The 21,683-nt window shown below is 38.6% G+C and carries 20 protein-coding genes; 8 read left to right on the top strand and 12 right to left on the bottom strand.

Features of this window, described 5'->3' with window-relative positions:
- Window positions 1-96: 96 nt before the first annotated feature.
- On the bottom strand, window positions 97-300 hold the full coding sequence (locus tag IRB43_RS13365; RefSeq protein WP_275296778.1) for a DUF951 domain-containing protein: 204 nt from the start codon (window positions 298-300) through the stop codon (window positions 97-99).
- A gap of 4 nt (window positions 301-304) precedes the next feature.
- Entirely contained in the window at window positions 305-1,201 is an 897-nt protein-coding gene (locus tag IRB43_RS13360) for a mechanosensitive ion channel family protein (protein ID WP_203363992.1), read from the bottom strand.
- 170 nt (window positions 1,202-1,371) lie between these two features.
- On the opposite strand from IRB43_RS13360, the gene yyaC reads away from it, so the two are divergent.
- On the top strand, window positions 1,372-2,022 hold the full coding sequence (gene yyaC / locus IRB43_RS13355; protein ID WP_203363991.1) for a spore protease YyaC: 651 nt from the start codon (window positions 1,372-1,374) through the stop codon (window positions 2,020-2,022).
- Window positions 2,023-2,043: 21 nt separating this feature from the next.
- Here the strand turns inward: yyaC and IRB43_RS13350 are convergent, their stop codons facing one another.
- The 9 genes from IRB43_RS13350 to rpmH form a co-directional block, all read right to left on the bottom strand.
- The gene (locus tag IRB43_RS13350; protein ID WP_203363990.1) at window positions 2,044-2,889 is read right to left on the bottom strand and encodes a ParB/RepB/Spo0J family partition protein; all 846 of its coding nucleotides are present in this window, start codon (window positions 2,887-2,889) and stop codon (window positions 2,044-2,046) included.
- Entirely contained in the window at window positions 2,882-3,643 is a 762-nt protein-coding gene (locus IRB43_RS13345; protein WP_203363989.1) for a ParA family protein, read from the bottom strand. Before IRB43_RS13345 ends, IRB43_RS13350 begins: the two co-directional genes overlap by 8 nt.
- Window positions 3,644-3,780: 137 nt before the next feature.
- Entirely contained in the window at window positions 3,781-4,644 is an 864-nt protein-coding gene (gene noc / locus IRB43_RS13340) for a nucleoid occlusion protein (protein WP_203363988.1), read from the bottom strand.
- A 118-nt stretch (window positions 4,645-4,762) separates the two neighbouring features.
- Window positions 4,763-5,479, bottom strand: coding sequence for a 16S rRNA (guanine(527)-N(7))-methyltransferase RsmG (gene rsmG / locus IRB43_RS13335; protein WP_203363987.1), 717 nt, complete (start codon window positions 5,477-5,479; stop codon window positions 4,763-4,765).
- 19 nt (window positions 5,480-5,498) lie between these two features.
- Complete coding sequence (mnmG, locus tag IRB43_RS13330) at window positions 5,499-7,394, bottom strand: tRNA uridine-5-carboxymethylaminomethyl(34) synthesis enzyme MnmG (protein WP_203363986.1); 1,896 nt, start codon at window positions 7,392-7,394, stop codon at window positions 5,499-5,501.
- Between the two features lie 21 nt (window positions 7,395-7,415).
- Window positions 7,416-8,801 (bottom strand): tRNA uridine-5-carboxymethylaminomethyl(34) synthesis GTPase MnmE, encoded by a 1,386-nt coding sequence (gene mnmE, locus IRB43_RS13325; RefSeq protein ID WP_203363985.1) that lies wholly within the window; start codon window positions 8,799-8,801, stop codon window positions 7,416-7,418.
- Window positions 8,802-9,099: 298 nt separating this feature from the next.
- Complete coding sequence (gene spoIIIJ / locus IRB43_RS13320; protein ID WP_203363984.1) at window positions 9,100-9,897, bottom strand: YidC family membrane integrase SpoIIIJ; 798 nt, start codon at window positions 9,895-9,897, stop codon at window positions 9,100-9,102.
- Complete coding sequence (gene rnpA, locus IRB43_RS13315) at window positions 9,887-10,255, bottom strand: ribonuclease P protein component (RefSeq protein WP_203363983.1); 369 nt, start codon at window positions 10,253-10,255, stop codon at window positions 9,887-9,889. Before rnpA ends, spoIIIJ begins: the two co-directional genes overlap by 11 nt.
- A gap of 161 nt (window positions 10,256-10,416) precedes the next feature.
- A complete protein-coding gene (gene rpmH / locus IRB43_RS13310) occupies window positions 10,417-10,551 on the bottom strand; it encodes a 50S ribosomal protein L34 (RefSeq protein WP_049665949.1) in 135 nt (44 codons plus the stop codon).
- Window positions 10,552-11,154: 603 nt separating this feature from the next.
- On the opposite strand from rpmH, the gene dnaA reads away from it, so the two are divergent.
- A complete protein-coding gene (dnaA, locus tag IRB43_RS13305; RefSeq protein ID WP_203363982.1) occupies window positions 11,155-12,501 on the top strand; it encodes a chromosomal replication initiator protein DnaA in 1,347 nt (448 codons plus the stop codon).
- 188 nt (window positions 12,502-12,689) lie between these two features.
- On the top strand, window positions 12,690-13,826 hold the full coding sequence (gene dnaN / locus IRB43_RS13300; protein ID WP_203363981.1) for a DNA polymerase III subunit beta: 1,137 nt from the start codon (window positions 12,690-12,692) through the stop codon (window positions 13,824-13,826).
- Between the two features lie 5 nt (window positions 13,827-13,831).
- Here dnaN and IRB43_RS13295 read toward each other — a convergent pair whose 3' ends face one another.
- Window positions 13,832-14,002, bottom strand: coding sequence for a hypothetical protein (locus tag IRB43_RS13295; protein ID WP_203363980.1), 171 nt, complete (start codon window positions 14,000-14,002; stop codon window positions 13,832-13,834).
- A 111-nt stretch (window positions 14,003-14,113) separates the two neighbouring features.
- Between IRB43_RS13295 and yaaA the strand changes: the two genes are divergently transcribed.
- From yaaA to IRB43_RS13270, 5 genes are all read left to right on the top strand, one after another.
- Window positions 14,114-14,332 (top strand): S4 domain-containing protein YaaA, encoded by a 219-nt coding sequence (gene yaaA, locus IRB43_RS13290; protein WP_203363979.1) that lies wholly within the window; start codon window positions 14,114-14,116, stop codon window positions 14,330-14,332.
- Between the two features lie 20 nt (window positions 14,333-14,352).
- Entirely contained in the window at window positions 14,353-15,471 is a 1,119-nt protein-coding gene (gene recF, locus IRB43_RS13285; protein ID WP_203363978.1) for a DNA replication/repair protein RecF, read from the top strand.
- Window positions 15,472-15,775: 304 nt separating this feature from the next.
- Window positions 15,776-17,701 carry a DNA topoisomerase (ATP-hydrolyzing) subunit B gene (gene gyrB, locus IRB43_RS13280; RefSeq protein WP_203364091.1) on the top strand — a complete coding sequence of 642 codons (1,926 nt, stop codon included), beginning with the start codon at window positions 15,776-15,778 and terminating at the stop codon, window positions 17,699-17,701.
- 88 nt (window positions 17,702-17,789) lie between these two features.
- The gene (gene gyrA / locus IRB43_RS13275; protein ID WP_203363977.1) at window positions 17,790-20,261 is read left to right on the top strand and encodes a DNA gyrase subunit A; all 2,472 of its coding nucleotides are present in this window, start codon (window positions 17,790-17,792) and stop codon (window positions 20,259-20,261) included.
- Between the two features lie 131 nt (window positions 20,262-20,392).
- Complete coding sequence (locus IRB43_RS13270) at window positions 20,393-21,451, top strand: HD-GYP domain-containing protein (RefSeq protein WP_203363976.1); 1,059 nt, start codon at window positions 20,393-20,395, stop codon at window positions 21,449-21,451.
- Window positions 21,452-21,683: the final 232 nt, after the last annotated feature.

Here is a 21,683-nt window from a genome sequence, read left to right as displayed (position 1 = left end):
TTTCACTCCTCTATTTAAAATCAAAAGATTTTTTCTCTACCCTAAACCCTTCCCAATTATAGCAGAAGGCTTCAAACAAGAAAACAGCAGCGTTCCTCACTCGCTGCTGTTTTCAATGGGACCTAGCACTTTTTTCATTTTTTTTGTGAATTCTCGTCGCGGAAGAATGACGCTATGTCCGCACCCTTCGCATTTGATGCGGATGTCCATTCCAAGACGGATAATTTTCCAGCGGTTTGTGCCACATGGGTGGGGTTTTTTCATTTCTACAACATCATTTAAATTAAAAACTTTTTCCAATCCATCATCCCTCTTTTCTTTGTTTTGCTACAGCTTCTGCCTGCTCATCCCGAGAATACATAACAAGGCGCGGAAACGGAATTTCTATTCCATTTTGCTCTAAGCATTCTTTCACTTCTTTTCGAATATGCCTTGCTACAACAAAATGGTTCATCGGAGTCGTTTCTGCTGTAATTCTCATCACAACATCTGAAGCAGCTAAATTTTGTACACCAAGCAGTTGCGGCGGTTCCACAATTTGCTCGTATTTTTCAGGCAAAGTTTTTAGCAACTCATTAATTACTCGTTCGGCCTCATTAATATTTTCTTCATATGCAATGCTAACATCCACAACAGCGACGCTATTGTGAACGGAAAAATTAGTGACTTCTATAATGGAACCGTTCGGTAAAATATGGAGTTCCCCTGTCCAATTTTTGATTTTCGTTGTCCGAAGACCAATTTCTTCTACTGTTCCTTCAAATTGACCAATACGAACAAAGTCGCCAACCGAAAATTGATCCTCAAAGATAATAAAAAAACCAGTAATCACATCTTTCACAAGACTTTGTGCACCAAAACCAATAGCTAAACCTACGACCCCAGCACCGGCAATTAATCCTTTAATATCAAATGTCAAAATAGCTAAAATGTTAATTAATGCAACGAAATAGACAACATAGGAGATGACGTTCTCTATTAATTTTAATAGTGTATTTTCTCGACGTTCAGAGAAACCAAGGGGAGTCTTCGAACGAATTAGGAAGAAATTACGTACAGCCGTTTTCGCTACTTTAATTACTATGGCTGCTAGAATGAGAATTAAAATAATTTTTAATGCTCCTTCACCAACGGCAAACCATAAATCTTCTTTCGTATATTGATCCCACTTTTTTTCTATTATCCGCTGTAATGCATTCATTACTATTTCCTCCTCTTCATAAACTGAAGAATCGTTTTTATTTTACCAAGAACCATCCCTAATTTGTAGTAATGTCTATTTGATATAAAATTCTGACTTTTCTTATGGATTGATGTATAGAAAATAAAGGATTTCCGTATACTCTTACTATAATCTGCAGGAGGTGTGATATGAATCTTAAAAAAATGTTTGATCGCAAACCTGACTCATTAACTATTCATTATGCAGAACAACAAGCTTCGTCTATAGTAGCTGAGCACTTGCTGTCTTTACTGCCGCTACCCGGCACCCGCCCGATCGTTTTTGCTTTTATTGGTACAGATCGGTCAACTGGTGATTCCCTAGGTCCACTGATCGGCACGCTGCTTTCAGAAAAACTATTACCTAGCTTTCATGTGTATGGGACATTGGAACACCCTGTACATGCTGTGAATCTTTCTGACAAGTTATCTCTTATTCATGAACAGCATCAACAGCCTTTTATTATCGGAGCAGATGCTTGTTTAGGTACAGTAAAAACGATTGGAAATATCCAATTAGGAAACGGACCCGTTAAACCCGGGGCGGGAGTGAAAAAGGAACTGCCGGCTGTAGGCGACATTCATATTACTGGAACAGTTAATGTCAGCGGATTTATGGAGTTTTTCGTTTTACAAAATACCCGGCTCCATTTAGTGATGAGCATGGCCAAAATCATTGCTAATGGCATCGTAAAAGCAGGGGTTCGCTATCAGCTTTTAACTGCTCAGCCCTTGATTAAGCAGGAATACCGTCAGCCTTCGTTGTTAAAAGTAGAAGAGCAGTCCATTCATAAAAAATAGCTGCCGAGTATTGGCAGCTCATTAATTAAGCAAATCAAGAATACGGTTTAAATCTTCGACAGATACAAATTCAATTTCAATCTTTCCTTTTTGTTGGTCTTTCGTTTGTTTAATATGAACAGCTGTACCAAATCGTTCACGCAAGATTTCTTCTCTTTCTTTTAATAAAGGATTTTTGTCTTGCTTCGAAGACAATGTTTCACGTGGAACATTTTCATTCATTTGTTGAATCATTTTCTCCAACTGACGGACATTTAAGTGTTCTTTGACCGTTTGTTCAGCTACTTGGGTTATTTTCTCTTTATTTTTTAGCCCAACGAGTGCTCGGCCATGACCCATCGATAGTTTTCCATCCATAATATATTGTTGTACTTTTTCTGGTAATGTCAGCAAGCGAACATAGTTAGCGATATGTGAGCGGCTTTTTCCCATTCTCTGTGCTAATTGTTCTTGTGTGAAGTCTAGTCTTTCCATTAATGTTTGGTAAGCAGTAGCTTCCTCTATCGTAGTTAAATCTTCACGTTGAAGATTTTCTAAAAGAGCCATCTCCATCATTTGCTGATCAGAGAGCTTGCGAACAACAACGGGAACCTTTTCTAAGTTAGCAGCTTTTGCTGCTCGAAAGCGCCTTTCTCCAACGACAATCTCATATCCTTTAATACTTTGACGAACAATAATGGGCTGTAAAATCCCATGCTCAATAATCGATGCTTTTAATTCTTCTATAGCTTCTTCGTTAAATATTTTACGAGGTTGATAAGGATTGGGACGTAACTCTTTTAACTTTATTTCCTTCACAGCTTCTTCATTTTCAGGTTCTAAGTCTTTGAAAATGGCATTAATTCCTTTTCCTAATCCTTTAGCCACTAGCAGCTACCTCCTTTGCAAAATCTGTATACATTTCTGCTCCCCGTGAACGAGCATCATATAAAATAACTGGTTGACCATGACTCGGTGCTTCACTCAGGCGTATATTTCGAGGAATAATCGTCCGATAGACTCGATCTTGAAAGTATTTTTTTACTTCTTCAATCACTTGAAGCCCTAAGTTTGTGCGGGCATCCAACATCGTCAAAAGTACGCCCTCAATATATAAGTCTTGATTTAAATGCTTTTGAACGAGCCGCACGGTGTTCAGTAACTGGCTCAAGCCTTCAAGTGCATAGTATTCACATTGCACAGGAATAATGACTGAATCCGCTGCTGTTAACGCATTAATAGTGAGTAACCCAAGTGAGGGTGGACAGTCAATGATAATATAATCGTACTCCTCACGAATTTCTTCTAATGCGCGTTTTAAACGAACTTCTCTTGAAATGGTTGGTACAAGTTCAATTTCTGCGCCAGCAAGTGCAATGGTGGCTGGCACAACAAAAAAATGCTCAATTTCTGTTGGTTTAATCGTATCGGCTATATCCACATCGTCGACTAATACATCGTAAATACAATGCTCGACTTCTCCTTTTTCGATGCCCGAACCGCTTGTTGCATTTCCTTGAGGATCGATATCAATTAACAACACTTTCTTGTTTAAAAAGGCTAAACAGGCTCCTAAGTTCACACATGTTGTCGTTTTACCTACTCCGCCTTTTTGATTAGCGATAGCAATGACTTTTCCCATTTGAACCACCTACCTTCTCTTATCCCTTGAAACTATGTTTTCTCTATTTTAACAAATATACCCTCTTTCGTTATCATTCCACAGACAAATTCTTTAAATCTCAATAAATAAAAAGGGTGAAGTCCATCTCTGGTCATTCACCCTTGCGATTTTTTCTTCGGTATTTTAATCGTAATTTGATAAAAGTCATCAAATTCTTCTTCTTGTGACTTCAAATCAATTCCGCTGTCTGACACCATCGATAAAGACTGGCGGATCGTATTCACTGCAATTCGGACGTCTTTACTAAAAGCTTTGCGGCGAGGTTTCGGCGCTTCCTTCGATACGGTTAGCATTTGGGCCACTCGATCTTCTACTTGCTTCACATTTAATTGTTTTTCAATCATCTCATTCATCAGTTGAATTTGTTTTTCGGCATCCTTCAGCGGAATTAATGCTCTAGCATGGCGTTCAGTTATTTGCTTGTTCATAAGCACCTCTTGTATTTCTTGAGGGAGCTTTAGTAGACGTAACTTATTGGCTACCGTTGATTGTCCTTTTCCAAGACGCTGGGCAAGGGCTTCTTGCGTTAATTGATGAAGCTCTAGTAATTTCGCATAAGCTAATGCTTCCTCAATTGGCGATAACTCTTCCCTTTGTAAATTTTCTATCAAGGCAACGGAAGCTGTTTCTGTATCGCTCATATTATTGATAATGGCAGGAACAGTTTCCCAATTTAATGTTTGTACGGCTCGCCAACGACGTTCGCCAGCAATCAATTCATAGCGGCCATCTCCCATTTCACGAACAACGATTGGTTGAATGATTCCATGAGTATGAATGGTCCGAGCTAATTCTTCTATTTTCTGATCATCAAATATTGTTCTTGGCTGAAAACGGTTGGGAACTATTTCGGAAACCGGAATCTTTTTGATGTTTTCTCCCTTGGCTAACGGTTTCCCAGGCTGTTCTTCAGCTGTTTTTTCTCCTAAGTTAAAAAAACGAGAGAAAGGATGCTTCATGATCCCTACACCACCTTTAACAAACTCCCTGTATACGTATTCTCTCTACACTTATCATGTTCCTTCTTCATTTTACACCATGCTTATGTGAAGTAAAGTTGTCCACATGTGGACAACTTTACTCGATTGGTGATTTGTTTGGTGTGCCTGGTTTTCTTGGATACTTTTTCGGCGTATTTTTTTCTTTTTTGATTACCATAATGGTGCGGTCACTTTCTTCCATTGGCAACATAAACGAGTGGATGTCTTGTACTTTGCCACCAAGCACGGTAACAGCTTTCTTGCTGCTTTGCAGTTCTTCTTCTGCACTCGCTGCTTTCATCGCAAGAAACACACCGCCTTTTTTCACAAGCGGCAAGCATAATTCACTTAATACAGACATTCTTGCCACTGCCCGCGCCATCACAATGTCATATTGCTCACGATGTTCTGAAAGCTGACCAAATGTTTCAGCACGATCATGGAAAAAATGGACATTTTCTAATTTTAATTCGTTCGCTAAATGATTTAAAAAGGTAATTCGTTTATTTAAAGAATCAACAATATTAACACGCAAGTTCGGAAAAGCAATCTTTAATGGAATACTTGGAAATCCCGCTCCTGCTCCAACATCACAAATGGTTAACTCTCCGGAAAAATCATAGTAAAAGGCGGCTGATAATGAATCATAAAAATGTTTTAAATATACTTCTTCTTTCTCTGTAATGGCCGTTAAATTCATCTTTTCGTTCCATTCAACGAGCAGCTTATAATATAAGTCAAATTGCTCAAGCTGAGAGGAGGAAAGGTGGATTCCTTTCTCCTCAAGTAGCTTTAAAAATTGTTCTTGATTCATGGCTTCACTCATCCCTTCACTAAAGTTCATTTCCTACACGAGCAATCCGACCTTGTTCAATGTAAACAAGCAAAATTGAAATATCTGCCGGATTGACTCCTGAGATCCGGGAAGCTTGAGCAATTGATAGCGGCCGAACTTCAATGAGTTTTTGGCGAGCTTCTGTTGCTAACCCGCTAATGGCGTCATAATCAATGTCTTCAGGAATTTTCTTATTTTCCATCTTTTTCAATTTATCTACTTGCTGAAGTGATTTTTCAATATAACCTTCATATTTAACTTGAATTTCTACTTGTTCTTCTACTTCAGCGCCCATTTCCACATCAGCTGGAACAAGCTGTTTAATATGTTTATAAGTCATTTCTGGACGTTTCAGTAAGTCTGCTGCACGAATCCCATCTTTTAACTCACTTCCGCCTGCTTCACGAATTAATGTTTGTGTGGCTTCGTTCGGTTTAATAATGATTGATTTTAATCTCTCTATTTCCCCGGCAATATCTGTTTTCTTCTTCGTAAAATGATCATAACGCTCTTGTGAAATTAAGCCAATTTGATGACCAATTTCTGTTAAGCGAAGATCCGCGTTATCGTGACGAAGAAGAAGGCGATATTCAGCACGAGACGTCAGCAAACGATACGGTTCATTCGTCCCTTTCGTCACTAAATCATCAATTAACACACCGATATAGGCATCAGAACGGCTTAAAATAACTTCTTCTTTATTCAGCACACGGCAAGCGGCATTAATTCCAGCCATTAATCCTTGGCCAGCTGCTTCTTCATAACCAGACGTTCCATTAATTTGGCCAGCTGTATAAAGATTTTTTACTTTTTTCGTTTCCAACGTTGGCCAAAGCTGCGTTGGCACCATTGCATCATATTCAATCGCATAGCCAGCGCGCATTAGCTGAGCTTTTTCCAATCCAGGAATGGTTTTCAACATGCGGTATTGCACATCTTCCGGCAAGCTGGAGGAAAGCCCTTGAACATATACTTCCTCTGTATTTCGTCCTTCTGGTTCAAGGAAGATTTGATGGCGCGGTTTATCGTTAAAACGAACAACTTTATCTTCAATCGACGGACAATAGCGTGGCCCTCTTCCTTTAATCATGCCAGAAAACATAGGTGAACGATGAAGATTTTCACCGATAATCGCATGTGTCTCCTCATTCGTGTAAGTTAACCAGCACGGTAATTGATCGGTGATGAATTTGGTTGTTTCATAGCTGAAGGCCCGCGGCTCATCATCACCCGGTTGAATTTCTGTTTTGCTGTAATCGATTGTGCGGCTATTTACACGTGGCGGAGTCCCTGTTTTAAAGCGTACAAGGTCAAAGCCAAGCTCTTTTAAATGATCGGACAGGCGAATCGATGGCTGTTGGTTATTCGGTCCGCTGGAATATTTTAAATCCCCGATAATGATTTCTCCGCGTAAAAATGTTCCCGTTGTAATAATAACCGCTTTTGAATAATACATAGCACCCGTTTGTGTGATGACGCCACGGCATTCTCCATCTTCCACAATTAAACGTTCTACCATGCCTTGAATTAATGTTAAATTCTCTTCATTTTCGATCGTTTTTTTCATTTCCTGCTGGTAAAGAACTTTATCCGCTTGCGCTCTTAACGCGCGTACAGCTGGTCCTTTTCCTGTATTCAGCATTCGCATTTGAATATGGGTTTTATCAATGTTTTTTCCCATTTCTCCGCCCAACGCATCAATTTCACGAACAACGATCCCTTTTGCTGGTCCGCCAACTGATGGATTGCACGGCATATACGCGATCATATCTAGATTAATCGTTACCATCAGTGTTTTTGCACCCATGCGAGCAGCAGCCAGCCCCGCTTCAACTCCCGCATGGCCTGCTCCAACAACAACCACATCATATTGACCGGCTTCATATTGTGCCATAACGATCTCCTCCTTTATTTTTTATTTTCCTAAACAAAATTGTGAAAACAGTTGATCAATTAAGCTTTCATGAACGCTTTCACCAATGATTTCACCTAATAGCTCCCACGTTCTCGTTAAATCGATTTGAACAATATCAATTGGTGTACCCATTTCTGTATTTTCAATCGCATCGGTAATCGCTGTTAGCGCTTGATTTAATAAAGCAATGTGACGCGAATTAGATACATATGTCATATCACTTGCTTCAATCGAGCCTGAAAAGAACAGGGAGGAGATGGCTTCTTCTAGTTCATCAATTCCTTGTTCTTCTAGTAAGGAGGTTGTCACAAGCTGCTTATCACGCGCTAGTTCTCTCACTCGATCCATATCAATTTTTTGCTCTAAATCCGTTTTATTGACAATGACAATGACATCCATGCCCGCGACGGCTTCAAATAAATTCTCATCTTCCATTGTTAACAGATCAGAGTAATTTAACACGAGTAAAATCAAGTCGGCTTCTTTTAAGACTTGCCGAGAACGTTCGACGCCAATTCGTTCAACAATATCTTCTGTTTCACGGATCCCAGCTGTATCGACTAATCGAAGAGGTACCCCACGCACATTTACATACTCTTCAATTACATCGCGCGTCGTCCCAGGAATATCGGTTACAATCGCTTTATTTTCATGGACAAGGGCATTCAGTAGCGATGACTTTCCAACGTTAGGACGTCCGATAATCACAGTAGATAATCCTTCACGCAAAATTTTTCCCTGTTCAGATGTACGTAGTAATTTGTCGATTTCACTTTTTACATGGGTTGATTTTTCAAGCAGCACTCGATGCGTCATTTCTTCCACATCATCATACTCCGGATAATCAATATTAACCTCTACGTGGGCAAGAATCTCAAGAATCTCCTGACGAAGTTTGCGGATCAGCTTCGAAAGACGCCCTTCCATTTGATTGAGCGCAACGTTCATTGCCCGGTCTGTTTTCGCTCGAATTAAGTCCATCACGGCTTCCGCCTGTGATAAGTCAATACGGCCATTTAAAAAAGCCCGTTTTGTAAACTCTCCAGGCTCAGCTAGACGGGCTCCTTGATTCAGAACAAGCTGAAGTACACGATTAACAGACACTAACCCCCCATGACAGTTAATTTCAATTACATCTTCGCGCGTAAATGTCTTCGGCCCTTTCATTAAAGACAACATGACTTCCTCCACGATTTGGTTTGTTTTCGGATCGATTAAGTGTCCATAATGAATCGTATGGCTATCTACTTCCTTCAAAGATTTCCCGCTTGGGCTTTTAAATACTTGATCGGCAATGGCAATGGCTTCCTCTCCACTTAAACGGACAATCGCAATCGCTCCTTCTCCCATAGGAGTTGAAATGGCCGCTATTGTATCAAATTCCATGTTCTTCACCTCTTTCTTCGTTTGTGCTCATTTATATAAACCGTAAACGTTTTAACCTTAAATCATTAGAATAACATAGGATAAATGTTTTAAAAAGCAACTGATTTATCCACACCCTTCTTTTTAACCGTTACTATTTTAACTTATTCATGTGTGGATAACAATAAAATATGTAAGCAGACCCTATAGTCGTTTGGCATGAATGAATATGATTGTTTCATTACACCTACCGCAAAAAAGAGGTAACCCATTTTTATATCAGGGATACCTCTTTTTTCATTTGGTTGCACATGATTTTTTATTTGCTTGCTGAAGCAGTTTTGCTTGTACTAGGTTTGTTAATAATTAACGTCTGAATAATCATAAATATATTACCTACCACCCAGTATAAAGATAAAGCCGCTGGCAAGTTGACTGCAAAGATAATAATCATGATTGGCATTAACCAAAGCATCATCGCCATTTGCGGATTTTGCTCCGTCATTCCTGCCATCATGAGCTTTTGTTGCAGGAATGTTGTTACACCTGCAACAAGCGGCAGAATAAAGAACGGATCTGGCGCGCCAAGATCGAACCACAAGAAACTGTCATGTTTAATTGCTTCTGTTCTCATAATCGCTTGATAGAAGCCAAAGATGATTGGCATTTGAACAAGTAATGGAAAACATCCCGCTAACGGATTGACGCCATGTTTTTGAAACAGCTCCATCGTTTCCTGCTGCATTTTTTGCTGAGAAACAGCATCTTTCGATTTATACTTCTCTTTAATTCGCTGCATTTCTGGTTGAATGGCTTGCATTGCTTTCGTATTTTTCGTCTGTTTGATCATTAATGGCAAAATAATTAGACGAATAAGGATCGTGACAATAATAATCGCCCAACCAAAGCTGTTTACCATATCTGCCGTCTTTATAATTACTTGAGAAAGCGGGTAAACGACAAATTCATTCCAAAAGCCTTTACTTTCTGGCGTAATCTCTTGATTTACTTCTGTACAGCCAGATAACAACATCATAGTTGCCACAAGGAAGGCTAGGGTGAAGATCTTCCGTTTCAAACTATTATTCCCCCTGTCAACTTTCTTTTCAGTCCTCATTTTTATATTTAGGATGATTTACATTTAATGCTTTTGCTCGTTTTAATACATGAACCATACTTTTCTTAACTTCAAGACAAGTCATTTCAGCTGCTGGCTTCCTAGCAATAACAACATAATCAAAACCAGGTTGAATTTGTTCTTTTAGTTCTGTAAAACTCTGTCTAATGTAGCGCTTAATCCGATTGCGTGTGACCGCATTACCGATCTTTTTACTTACAGATAAGCCAATCCGAAAAGGTACCTTTTGTTCGGATTTGTACATATATACCACAAACTGTCGGTTGGCAAATGACTTTCCGCCGTTAAATACGGATTGAAATTCACTATTCTTCTTAATTCGAAACGTCTTTTTCATCAGTCTAGCCACCTGCTCAAACATATAGTAAATAAATGAATTGATTAAAAAGACTCTGTTAAAGAGTAGTGTTGATGTTTATTTCATACATGAGACAACAATCAACATTCTTGTTTAACAGAGCTATTAGAAAAAAAAGACCACTGAGATTTTTCAGTGGCCTATGCAGATAATACTTTTCTTCCTTTAGCACGACGACGAGCTAGTACACGACGGCCGTTTTTAGAACTCATACGGCTACGGAAACCGTGAACTTTACTTCTTTTACGCTTATTTGGTTGGTAAGTTCTTTTCATTATAAAACACCTCCCTAAAGGATCGGTAAAATTTAATCGTTAAAGACAGTCTTTTTGATTATAAAGATGAAGTTTTATTCTGTCAACCACTTCTCTACAATTTTAATTCTTGTATTTAATTGTTGTAAATTTTTTCGCACTGAACTTTTCTCCAAAAATCTTTAGATCTTGGCATCTCAGCTTGTTATTGTTTTATTCTTTGTATAGCTGTGGATAGTTGTCAGCATCTTTTCTCATTATCCACAAGTCTTATCGACAACTTTTTCACAAACGCACCCCTGTGGAAAAGTTTTTTTCACAACTGGATAGGACTGTGGATAATTTTTTAAACTCATTGCAACTACTCTAATTATCTGCTATTATTATTTTGTTTTCACTCTGGATGAGTTATTATGGATTTATAGTTATCCACAACATGTGAATAGTTTGTGGAAAAGATATTCAGCATGTCTGAAAAAGTTTATCCACAACTTGTGAACTGTGTCGAAAAACTATTACTTTCATTATTATATATTTACTCACAACCAAAGGGTTGCATAAATATAAGTTTGCGCTCGAAGTGCTTAAACAAAGGTTGTACAAATCAACAAAAGGAGGGGGACAATGGAAAACATCGACGATCTTTGGAGTAAGGTTTTGCAAAGTATAGAGAAAAAAATTAGCAAACCCAGCTTTGACACTTGGCTGAAATCTACAAAAGCTCATTCGCTACAAGGAAACTCTATTACAATTACTGCACCCAATGACTTTGCACGCGATTGGTTAGAAGGACATTATTCGCAGTTAATTTCCGGAGTGATTGGAGAGATTACTGGGGAACAATTAGCCGTGCGCTTTATCATCCCAGAAAATCAAGAATCTGAGGAATTTGATGTCTCTAGTACTAAAAAACAAAAAAAACAAAAAGAAGATACACACGAATTTCCGCAAAGTATGCTGAATCCCAAATACACATTTGATACGTTCGTTATTGGTTCAGGAAATCGTTTTGCCCATGCGGCCTCTTTAGCTGTTGCTGAAGCACCTGCAAAAGCTTATAATCCACTCTTTATTTACGGAGGAGTCGGATTAGGCAAAACCCATTTAATGCATGCAATCGGCCACTATGTTCTTGAACATAATCCAGGGGCAAAGGTTGTTTACTTATCATCGGAAAAGTTCACTAATGAATTTATTAACTCCATCCGGGACAATAAAGCGGTTGATTTCCGCAATCGTTATCGCAATGTTGATGTTCTGTTAATTGATGATATTCAATTTCTTGCTGGCAAAGAACAAACACAGGAAGAATTCTTCCATACGTTTAACACGTTGCATGAAGAAAGTAAGCAAATCATCATTTCAAGTGATCGTCCTCCTAAAGAAATTCCAACACTAGAGGACCGTCTTCGATCTCGGTTTGAATGGGGATTAATCACTGATATCACACCACCAGACTTGGAGACTAGAATTGCTATTTTGCGCAAAAAAGCGAAAGCCGATAATCTAGACATTCCAAATGAAGTGATGCTCTATATTGCCAATCAAATAGATACGAATATCCGCGAGCTTGAAGGGGCACTTATTCGAGTGGTCGCTTATTCTTCATTAATCAATAAAGACGTAAATGCCGATCTTGCAGCAGAAGCGTTAAAAGATATTATTCCAAGCTCGAAACCAAAAACGATCACCATTGAAAATATTCAAAAGGTCGTTGGAGAACATTACAACGTAAAACTTGAGGATTTTAAAGCGAAAAAACGAACGAAATCCGTCGCTTTCCCTAGACAAATTGCGATGTATCTATCTAGAGAGCTGACTGATTTTTCGTTGCCTAAAATAGGAGAAGAATTTGGAGGCCGTGATCATACGACTGTCATCCATGCTCACGAAAAAATCTCCAGATTATTAGAAACGGATAGCCAACTTCAATACAATGTGAAAGAAATCCAAAACATTTTAAAATCTTAATAATGTGAATAACTTAGCTGACTTTACAAACAGTCTGTCCACATGTGGATAGACTGTATTTACTTTCGTTCTATAGGGTTATCCACATATTCACAACCCCTACTAGTACTACTATTATTTTTTAATATAAAATAATTAATATATGCAGTTAGAAAAGCAATTATTCTAAAAAAGCAGGAGGCAGAGAAATGAAATTTTCTATTCAAAAAGATCGATTTGCTCAAAGTGTGCAAGATGTTTTAAAAGCGATCAGTTCAAGAACCACGATTCCCATTTTGACAGGAATAAAAATAGATGCAGGTACAGAGGGAATTAAATTAACAGGTAGCGATTCTGATATTTCAATTGAATCTTTTATCCCAAAAGAAGAAGACGAGATAGTTCTAGCCGATATTAAACAAACAGGATCCATTGTATTAAATGCTCGTTTTTTTAATGAGATTGTGAAAAAATTGCCTTCTGATACGATTGAAATCGAAGTCATTTCATCTTTTCAAACAGTGATTCGTTCTGGTCAAGCTGAATTTAACTTAAATGGACTAGATCCAGACGAATACCCTCATCTGCCAAGAATTGAGGAAGAGGAAGTATTCAAATTGCCTACTGATTTGTTGAAAGCGATGGTACGACAAACCGTATTTGCCGTGTCCACCTCAGAAACACGCCCCATCTTGACAGGTGTCAACTGGCGGATTGAAGATGGAACCTTGAGCTGTGTTGCAACAGATAGTCATCGATTAGCTTTAAGGAAAGCGGCTGTTGAAACAATGTCAGATGCAGAATATAACGTAGTGATTCCAGGAAAGAGCTTAAGCGAATTAAGCAAAATTTTAGATGATAGCCAAGATGCAGTTGAAATTGTTATTACTGAAAATCAAGTTTTGTTCCGTGCGAAACATTTATTGTTTTTCTCTAGACTTTTAGAAGGAAACTATCCTGATACAAGCCGCTTAATCCCTACAGATAGCAAAACTAAATTAGAGTTAAACTCTAAAGAATTTTTACAAGCTATTGACCGGGCTTCTTTATTAGCAAGAGAAGGACGCAATAATGTTGTAAAACTTTCCATGATTGGAGATGAAATGATTGAAATCTCTTCCAATTCTCCTGAAATCGGTAAAGTGACAGAGCAAGTGCGCAGTCAAGCGGTAGAAGGGGAAGATCTGAAAATCTCTTTTAGTGCTAAATATATGATGGACGCACTGAAAGCACTTGAAGGAACAGAAATTAATATTCAATTCGCAGGCCCGATGAGACCTTTTGTCATTCGTCCGCAACATGACGATTCAACGTTACAGTTAATTTTGCCTGTTAGAACGTATTAATTCTCTTAAAGACATAAACAATGAGAAAAAGGCTGTTTCCCAAAGCTGGGCAGCCTTCTTTTTTTCGTAAGTGGCCGAACGGCTGCTTCCGCTTTTCCTGTCCAGCTATAGCAGCCAGACTCTCGGACATAAGCTGTCACGCCTACGTGGCAAAGAACGCCACTACGGCGGTCCATCTTATGTCTGCCGAGTCTCAACGGCTGCTTCCGCTTTTCTATCTTTGTGTTAATGTGAAAAGTTTAGTAAAATAAAGTATTAGAGAATTCAATCGAAGGCAGTGATGAAAAATGGAAAATAGAGTAGTGATTGAAACGGAATATATTGTTCTTGGGCAGTTTTTAAAGCTGGCTGAAGTAATTCAAACAGGTGGGATGGCTAAGTGGTTCTTGAGTGAGCATGAAGTGTATGTGAACGGAGAATTAGATCAGCGCCGAGGTAGAAAATTGCGGGTAGGAGATCAAATAGAAATCCCTGGATTTGGTATTTTTATTATAGCGGATTCATAAAACAAAAGGGTGTTTTGCTCATGCACATTAAGGAATTGCAATTAGAAAATTATAGAAACTATTTGAACTTAGATATGCAATTTGAAAATAAAGTGAATGTTTTTCTTGGCGAAAACGCTCAAGGAAAAACAAATGTTATGGAATCTATTTATGTGCTTGCTATGGCAAAGTCTCATCGCACCTCTAATGATAAAGATTTAATTCGCTGGGAAGCGGAGTATGCTAAAATAAAAGGGAGAGTAGAAAAATCTCGAAATTCCGTCCCTTTGGAGTTAATTATTTCTAAAAAAGGGAAGAAAGCGAAGTGCAATCATTTAGAGCAGCAGCGTCTTAGTCAATATATCGGGAATATGAACGTTGTCATGTTTGCGCCTGAGGATCTTCATCTTGTGAAGGGGAATCCTCAAGTAAGAAGGCGTTTTATAGATATGGAAATTGGGCAAGTCTCACCAGTGTATCTTCACGAGATTAGTCAATATCATAAAGTGCTCCAACAGCGAAATCACTATTTAAAGCAATTGCAAATCAAAAAAACAACGGATTACACCATGCTCGACGTGTTGACGGAACAGTTGATTGATCTCGCTGTGAAAATTGTCAGAAAACGTTTTGAGTTTATTCACTTACTTCAAGACTGGGCAAGTGCTATTCATTCTGGCATCTCCCGAGGAACAGAACAATTAAATATTGCATATGAACCGTCTGTTGGGGTATCAGAAGAGAACGATTGGTCGAAAATGGTAAGTATATTCGAGGAAAAATATCATTTGCAAAGACAGAAAGAGGTTGAACGAGGAGTGACCCTTAGTGGTCCGCATAGAGACGATCTTGTCTTTTATGTCAATGACAAGAATGTTCAAACATTTGGCTCACAAGGACAACAAAGAACGACGGCACTATCTGTGAAATTAGCGGAGATTGAATTGATCCATTCTGAAATCAAGGAGTACCCTATTCTCTTATTGGATGATGTATTGTCAGAGCTTGACGATTATCGCCAGTCTCATTTGCTAAATACAATTCAGGGAAAAGTTCAAACATTCGTTACGACGACAAGCACAGAAGGAATCAATCACCAAACTTTGCAAGAAGCGTCCACCTTTACAGTTGAAGCTGGAACGATGACACAAATAAAGTGAGGATTTAGCCCATGTATGTTCACGTTGAGGTCATCATTCTTCAAGTAAATGACATAATCGCGATTGCTGATTATGAAATAATAGATTTAACATCCTAAGAAACAATCGACATTATTTATGATGACGCTTTATTAAAAAATGAAAATTGTAAATCGATTGTCGGTATAGACAACCAATTATATCTTTCGGCGTTTTCATCAAACACATTAAAAAAGAGAATATTTGATAATTATTTGCAAAAGCCTGAAGTATAACAGACTTTGCTGAAGGTTTTTGAAGAAAGAGCAGGTGAATGAATTTGACTATGGAACAACATAATACAACGAACCAGCCTTCTTATGATGAAAACCAGATACAAGTTTTAGAAGGTCTTGAAGCTGTTCGAAAGCGGCCAGGGATGTATATTGGCTCAACAAGCGGAAAAGGTTTGCACCATCTTGTATGGGAGATTGTAGATAATAGTATTGATGAAGCACTAGCAGGCTACTGTGATGAAATTCGTGTAACAATTGAAGAAGATAATAGCATTACAGTAAAAGATAATGGCCGTGGAATTCCAGTCGGCATTCATGAAAAAATGGGCCGCCCGGCTGTAGAGGTTATTTTAACAGTACTTCATGCCGGCGGAAAATTCGGAGGCGGCGGATATAAAGTATCTGGAGGCCTTCATGGAGTGGGTGCATCTGTTGTTAATGCACTGTCTACCCAACTAGAAGTATACGTTCATCGAGATGACCAAATTTATTATCAATCTTATAGACGCGGTGCTCCTGAAGCAGATCTGAAAGTAATTGGGGAAACAGATCATACAGGTACAACAATTCACTTTCGTCCAGATCCTGAAATTTTTACGGAAACATTAGTCTATGATTATGATACGTTAGCGCACCGTCTTCGTGAACTTGCCTTTTTAAACCGCGGCATTAAAATCATCATTGAGGATAAGCGAGAGGAAGGCAAAATCAATGAATATCATTATGAAGGCGGAATTAAATCTTATGTTGAACATTTAAACCGCACGAAGGAAGTCATTCATAGCGAACCGATTTACATGGAAGGAACGAAAGAAGGCATATCTGTAGAAATCTCTTTACAATACAATGAGGGATTCACTAGCAATATTTATTCTTTTGCTAACAATATTAATACCCATGAAGGTGGAACACACGAATCCGGGTTTAAAACTGCTTTAACTCGTGTCATTAATGATTATGCCCGCAAGCACGGATTAATTAAAGAAGCAGATCAGAACTTGTCTGGAGAAGATGTGCGTGAAGGATTAACAGCCATTGTATCGGTTAAACATCCAGATCCTCAGTTTGAAGGACAAACGAAAACGAAATTGGGCAATTCTGAAGCAAGAACTGTGACGGATTCTGTTTTCTCTGCTCGGTTTGAGTCCTTTTTGCTAGAAAACCCAGCTGTTGCTCGTAAAATTGTTGATAAAGGGCTGATGGCTGCTCGTGCACGGCTTGCTGCAAAAAAAGCGAGAGAATTAACGCGTAGAAAGAGCGCTTTAGAAGTATCTAGTTTACCAGGAAAATTAGCAGATTGTTCTTCGCGTGATCCGAAAATTAGTGAACTCTATGTTGTTGAGGGAGATTCAGCGGGTGGATCAGCGAAGCAAGGACGCGATCGTCATTTCCAAGCAATTTTACCCCTACGCGGAAAGATTATTAACGTAGAGAAAGCAAGATTGGATAAAATTTTGTCTAATAATGAGATTCGTACCATTATAACTGCTTTAGGTACGGGTATTGGAGAAGACTTCGATGTTTCTAAAGCTCGTTATCATAAGTTAGTGATCATGACAGATGCTGATGTTGATGGTGCACATATTCGTACATTGTTGCTTACTTTTTTCTTCCGCTACATGAGACAGCTCATTGAAGCGGGGTATGTTTATATTGCTCAACCGCCTTTATATAAAGTGACGGTAGGGAAAAAGATCGATTATGCTTACAATGATCGTCAATTAGAAGAGATTCTTGCTGGGCTGCCTGAAAATACGAAACCAGGACTTCAGCGTTATAAAGGTCTTGGAGAGATGAATCCAGAACAACTTTGGGAAACAACGATGAATCCTGAGACAAGAACATTACTTCAAGTAAGCTTAAAAGATGCTATTGAGGCGGATGAAACGTTTGAAATTCTCATGGGGGATCGAGTGGAGCCCCGTCGTCAATTTATCGAAGAAAACGCTCTCTATGTAAAAAACTTAGATATATAATGCCCGTAAAGGCTGCTTTATAAGCAGGATAGATTGAATCTATCCTGTCTCTCTTTCTATAAGTGTCCGTTAAAGGAGGTCTTTGAAAATGGCTGAAACGCCTAACTCTCAAGTAAAAGAGATTAATATTAGTAAAGAAATGCGCTCATCCTTTTTAGATTACGCGATGAGCGTCATTGTCTCTCGTGCTTTGCCAGATGTACGAGATGGATTAAAGCCTGTTCACCGCCGTATTTTATACGCCATGAATGATCTTGGCATGACGGCTGATAAAGCATACAAAAAATCTGCTCGTATCGTTGGTGAAGTAATCGGTAAGTACCATCCTCACGGCGATACAGCTGTATATGACACCATGGTGCGGATGGCGCAAGATTTTAGCTATCGTTACATGCTTGTTGATGGTCATGGAAATTTCGGATCTGTCGATGGCGATGCAGCAGCTGCGATGCGTTACACAGAAGCGCGCATGTCTAAAATTTCGATGGAACTATTACGTGACATCAATAAAGACACCATTGATTATAAAGATAACTATGATGGATCGGAGAAAGAGCCGGCTGTTCTTCCAGCTAGATTCCCTAATCTATTAGTTAATGGAACGTCCGGTATCGCTGTAGGAATGGCCACCAATATTCCACCACACCAGCTTGGGGAAGTAATAGATGGAATTGTTGCTTTAAGTCACAATCCAGATTTGAATGTGCTTGAGCTGATGGAGTATATTCCAGGGCCGGATTTCCCAACAGCAGGTATGATTATGGGGAGAAGTGGCATTCGTCGGGCTTATGAAACGGGTAAAGGTTCCATCGTTATTCGGGCGAAAGTAGAAATCGAACAAAAAGCAAGCGGCAAGGAAACCATTATTGTCACAGAGCTTCCTTATCAAGTGAACAAAGCCAAATTAATTGAAAAAATTGCTGAACTTGTACGCGATAAGAAAATTGAAGGCATTACTGATTTGCGTGACGAATCTGACCGCAAAGGAATGCGGATCGTGATGGAAGTCCGTAAAGATACGAACTCCAGCGTACTTTTAAATAATTTATATAAATATACTGCTATGCAGACAAGCTTTGGAATTAATTTATTGGCGCTTGTTGATGGCCAACCAAAAGTGTTAAATCTGAAAGAATGTTTGCATCATTACCTTGAACATCAAAAAGTGATTATTCGCCGACGAACAGAGTTTGAGCTAAGGAAAGCGGAAGCAAGAGCTCATATTTTAGAAGGGCTGCGTATTGCGCTCGACCACATTGATGAAATCATCACGCTTATTCGCAGTTCACAAACAACGGATATCGCCAGACAAGGGTTAATGGACAATTTTTCTCTATCCGAAAAGCAAGCACAAGCTATTCTTGATATGCGTCTGCAGCGTTTAACAGGATTAGAAAGAGAAAAAATTGAAGATGAATACCAAAATCTATTAGTGTTAATCGCTGAATTAAAAGCGATTTTAGCAGATGAAGAAAAAATATTGGAGATTATTCGCGAAGAACTATTAGAAATTAAACAGCGCTTTAACGATGAGCGACGCACAGAAATCATGGATGCTGGTGTGGAAGGGATTATGGATGAAGACCTTATTCCGCGGGAGCAAGTCGTTGTGACATTAACCCATAACGGCTATGTGAAACGTTTGCCAGCTTCTACTTATCGAAGCCAAAAACGCGGAGGTCGCGGCATTCAAGGAATGGGAACAAATGAAGATGATTTTGTTGAACATTTACTAACGACATCGACTCATGATACAATTCTGTTCTTTACAAACAAAGGGAAGGTATATCGCTTAAAGGGATATCAAATTCCTGAATATAGCCGAACAGCGAAAGGAATTCCACTTATTAATTTGTTAGAAGTGGAGAAAGATGAGTGGGTGAACACGATGATTCGTGTTAAAGAATTCACAGCAGATTCGTACTTGTTCTTTGCTACAAAATCAGGTATCGTCAAACGGACATTGCTTGCTGATTATGCCAATATTCGGACCAATGGTTTGCGAGCTTTGAATTTAAAAGAAGACGACGAATTAATTTCTGTACGTTTGACAGATGGAAAGCAGCAGATTGTTATGGGGACAAAGGATGGCATGATGATTCGCTTTGCTGAAGAAGATGTACGTGAAATGGGACGTGTCTCTACTGGTGTGAAAGGAATCAAGCTCTCATCGAACGATGCTGTTGTCGGAATGGAACTGTTAGAGAAAGATGGCTATATTCTCATCGTTACCGAAAATGGCTACGGAAAGCGCACGCTTGAAACTGAGTACCGTATTCAAACAAGAGGCGGTAAAGGATTGAAAACATGTAATATCACTGAAAAGAATGGCTCTCTTGTAGCGGTGAAAACTGTTACTGGTGAAGAAGATTTAATGCTAATTACTCTCGGTGGTGTCCTCATCCGAATGGATGTAAATGATATTTCCATTACCGGAAGAAACACGCAAGGTGTAAAGCTGATCCGACTAGACGATAATGAGACGGTAGCTACTGTCGCTAAAATTGCCAAAGAAGAAACGCAAGAAGAGATGATAGAAGAAGATGAATCTTTTGAATAACAGTAAGAAAGCCTGGTTATGTATTTTTAATAACCAGGCTTTCTTGCTATAAGTAAACAGATTTAAAAATTATATTCCTCCTTTCTCTAATGATTTGGTAGAATAGAAATAAAAACTTGGAGATTGGGCCTATGTATATAAAAGTAGAGGATCTGCAAGCGGGGTATGTATTGCAAGATGATGTTATGGGTAAAACATCCTGCCCCTTAATTGCTAAAAATACAATCTTAACGGACCGCCACATTGAATTGTTAAAAGCTTTTTTGATCAAGGAAGTAGATGTTCAAATAGATGGTTCGACTCTACCTGAAGTAACAGATGAAAAGAGTTCGCTGAAAGTTACACTCGATTTTTCACAGGAAGAATTTTCAAAACAGTACATGGAAGGTGAACAACAATACAATAAAGAATTCCTTAAATGGCAAGCTGGAATGAGTATAGATATAGTGAAAATTCGAGGAATTATCCTGCCTTTACTTGAGCAAGTTCGATTAAATTCTGATCTTTTCCTTCATCTGCATAAATGGACAAGCGGGCATTATCGTTTTCACCATCCTCTTGCTGTTGGATTAATGAGCGGTAGTATTGCTGAGAAATTAAATTTTGAAAATGGAATGATTATTCAAGCTGCTCTTGCAGGCGTGTTAGCTGATTGTGGTTTAGCTAAAGTGCCTACGAGCATATTGAAAGTCTCTACTAACGAAAATGAAAAAGAACTGCGAAAGCACCCTTTACATAGTTACAATATGGTGAAGGAATTAAAATTATTGAAACAAGAAGCGAAGATTGCTATTTTCCAGCATCATGAGCGACTAGATGGCACCGGATATTCTATGGGAGATAAAGGGGAAAAGATTCATCCACTTTCACGAATTGTGGCAGTAGCGGATACGTTTTACGAGTTAACGGCTCCAAAAGAGGATCAAAGTCACGTCCCTCCTTTTAAAGCACTTGAAATAATAAAAGAGGATTATTTCGGTAAGTTTGATATAAAAGCAGTAAAAGCTTTAATTTCTATTTTTATGAAAATGGGTCCCGGAACAGCTGTACGACTATCTAATGGTCAACGTGGGAACATATTTTTTATGAAGCAACAGTATCCAACGAGACCATTAGTGCAACTTTCTGGAGATAACAGTATTGTAGATTTAGAAAAAATGAGAGAGCTTTATATAGAAGAGATTTTGTAATATATCAACTTTAATATGATTGCAGGAGTGGCGCTTGAAAAAGCCCTCTCCCTTTTTATCTTTAGTAAAGCAAATTTTTTTATAAAAAAGTTATAGAATCTATTGACGGTATTAAAATAAGGTGATATATTATAGAAGTCGCTTGAGGGTGACAGGAATTGAACATTGAAAACTGAACAAAATAAACGTCAACGTTAATTCAAATTTTATTTTATGAGCAAGTCAAACATCT

The organism is Bacillus sp. REN10 (genome assembly GCF_016820555.1).
In the GTDB taxonomy this organism is placed as follows: Bacteria; Bacillota; Bacilli; order Bacillales; family Domibacillaceae; genus Bacillus_CE.
This window is presented reverse-complemented; position numbering and strand designations above follow the sequence as displayed.

Coding starts and splice junctions, on each gene's coding strand:
- IRB43_RS13360 (WP_203363992.1), bottom strand. CDS start 1,201: ATGAATGCATTACAGCGGATAATAGAAAAAAAGTGGGATCAATATACG.
- noc (WP_203363988.1), bottom strand. CDS start 4,644: ATGAAGCATCCTTTCTCTCGTTTTTTTAACTTAGGAGAAAAAACAGCT.
- dnaA (WP_203363982.1), top strand. CDS start 11,155: ATGGAAAACATCGACGATCTTTGGAGTAAGGTTTTGCAAAGTATAGAG.
- gyrA (WP_203363977.1), top strand. CDS start 17,790: ATGGCTGAAACGCCTAACTCTCAAGTAAAAGAGATTAATATTAGTAAA.
- rpmH (WP_049665949.1), bottom strand. CDS start 10,551: ATGAAAAGAACTTACCAACCAAATAAGCGTAAAAGAAGTAAAGTTCAC.
- yyaC (WP_203363991.1), top strand. CDS start 1,372: ATGAATCTTAAAAAAATGTTTGATCGCAAACCTGACTCATTAACTATT.
- dnaN (WP_203363981.1), top strand. CDS start 12,690: ATGAAATTTTCTATTCAAAAAGATCGATTTGCTCAAAGTGTGCAAGAT.
- mnmE (WP_203363985.1), bottom strand. CDS start 8,801: ATGGAATTTGATACAATAGCGGCCATTTCAACTCCTATGGGAGAAGGA.
- IRB43_RS13270 (WP_203363976.1), top strand. CDS start 20,393: ATGTATATAAAAGTAGAGGATCTGCAAGCGGGGTATGTATTGCAAGAT.
- IRB43_RS13345 (WP_203363989.1), bottom strand. CDS start 3,643: ATGGGAAAAGTCATTGCTATCGCTAATCAAAAAGGCGGAGTAGGTAAA.
- spoIIIJ (WP_203363984.1), bottom strand. CDS start 9,897: ATGAGGACTGAAAAGAAAGTTGACAGGGGGAATAATAGTTTGAAACGG.
- gyrB (WP_203364091.1), top strand. CDS start 15,776: ATGGAACAACATAATACAACGAACCAGCCTTCTTATGATGAAAACCAG.
- recF (WP_203363978.1), top strand. CDS start 14,353: ATGCACATTAAGGAATTGCAATTAGAAAATTATAGAAACTATTTGAAC.
- mnmG (WP_203363986.1), bottom strand. CDS start 7,394: ATGGCACAATATGAAGCCGGTCAATATGATGTGGTTGTTGTTGGAGCA.
- rnpA (WP_203363983.1), bottom strand. CDS start 10,255: ATGAAAAAGACGTTTCGAATTAAGAAGAATAGTGAATTTCAATCCGTA.
- rsmG (WP_203363987.1), bottom strand. CDS start 5,479: ATGAATCAAGAACAATTTTTAAAGCTACTTGAGGAGAAAGGAATCCAC.
- yaaA (WP_203363979.1), top strand. CDS start 14,114: ATGGAAAATAGAGTAGTGATTGAAACGGAATATATTGTTCTTGGGCAG.
- IRB43_RS13295 (WP_203363980.1), bottom strand. CDS start 14,002: ATGGACCGCCGTAGTGGCGTTCTTTGCCACGTAGGCGTGACAGCTTAT.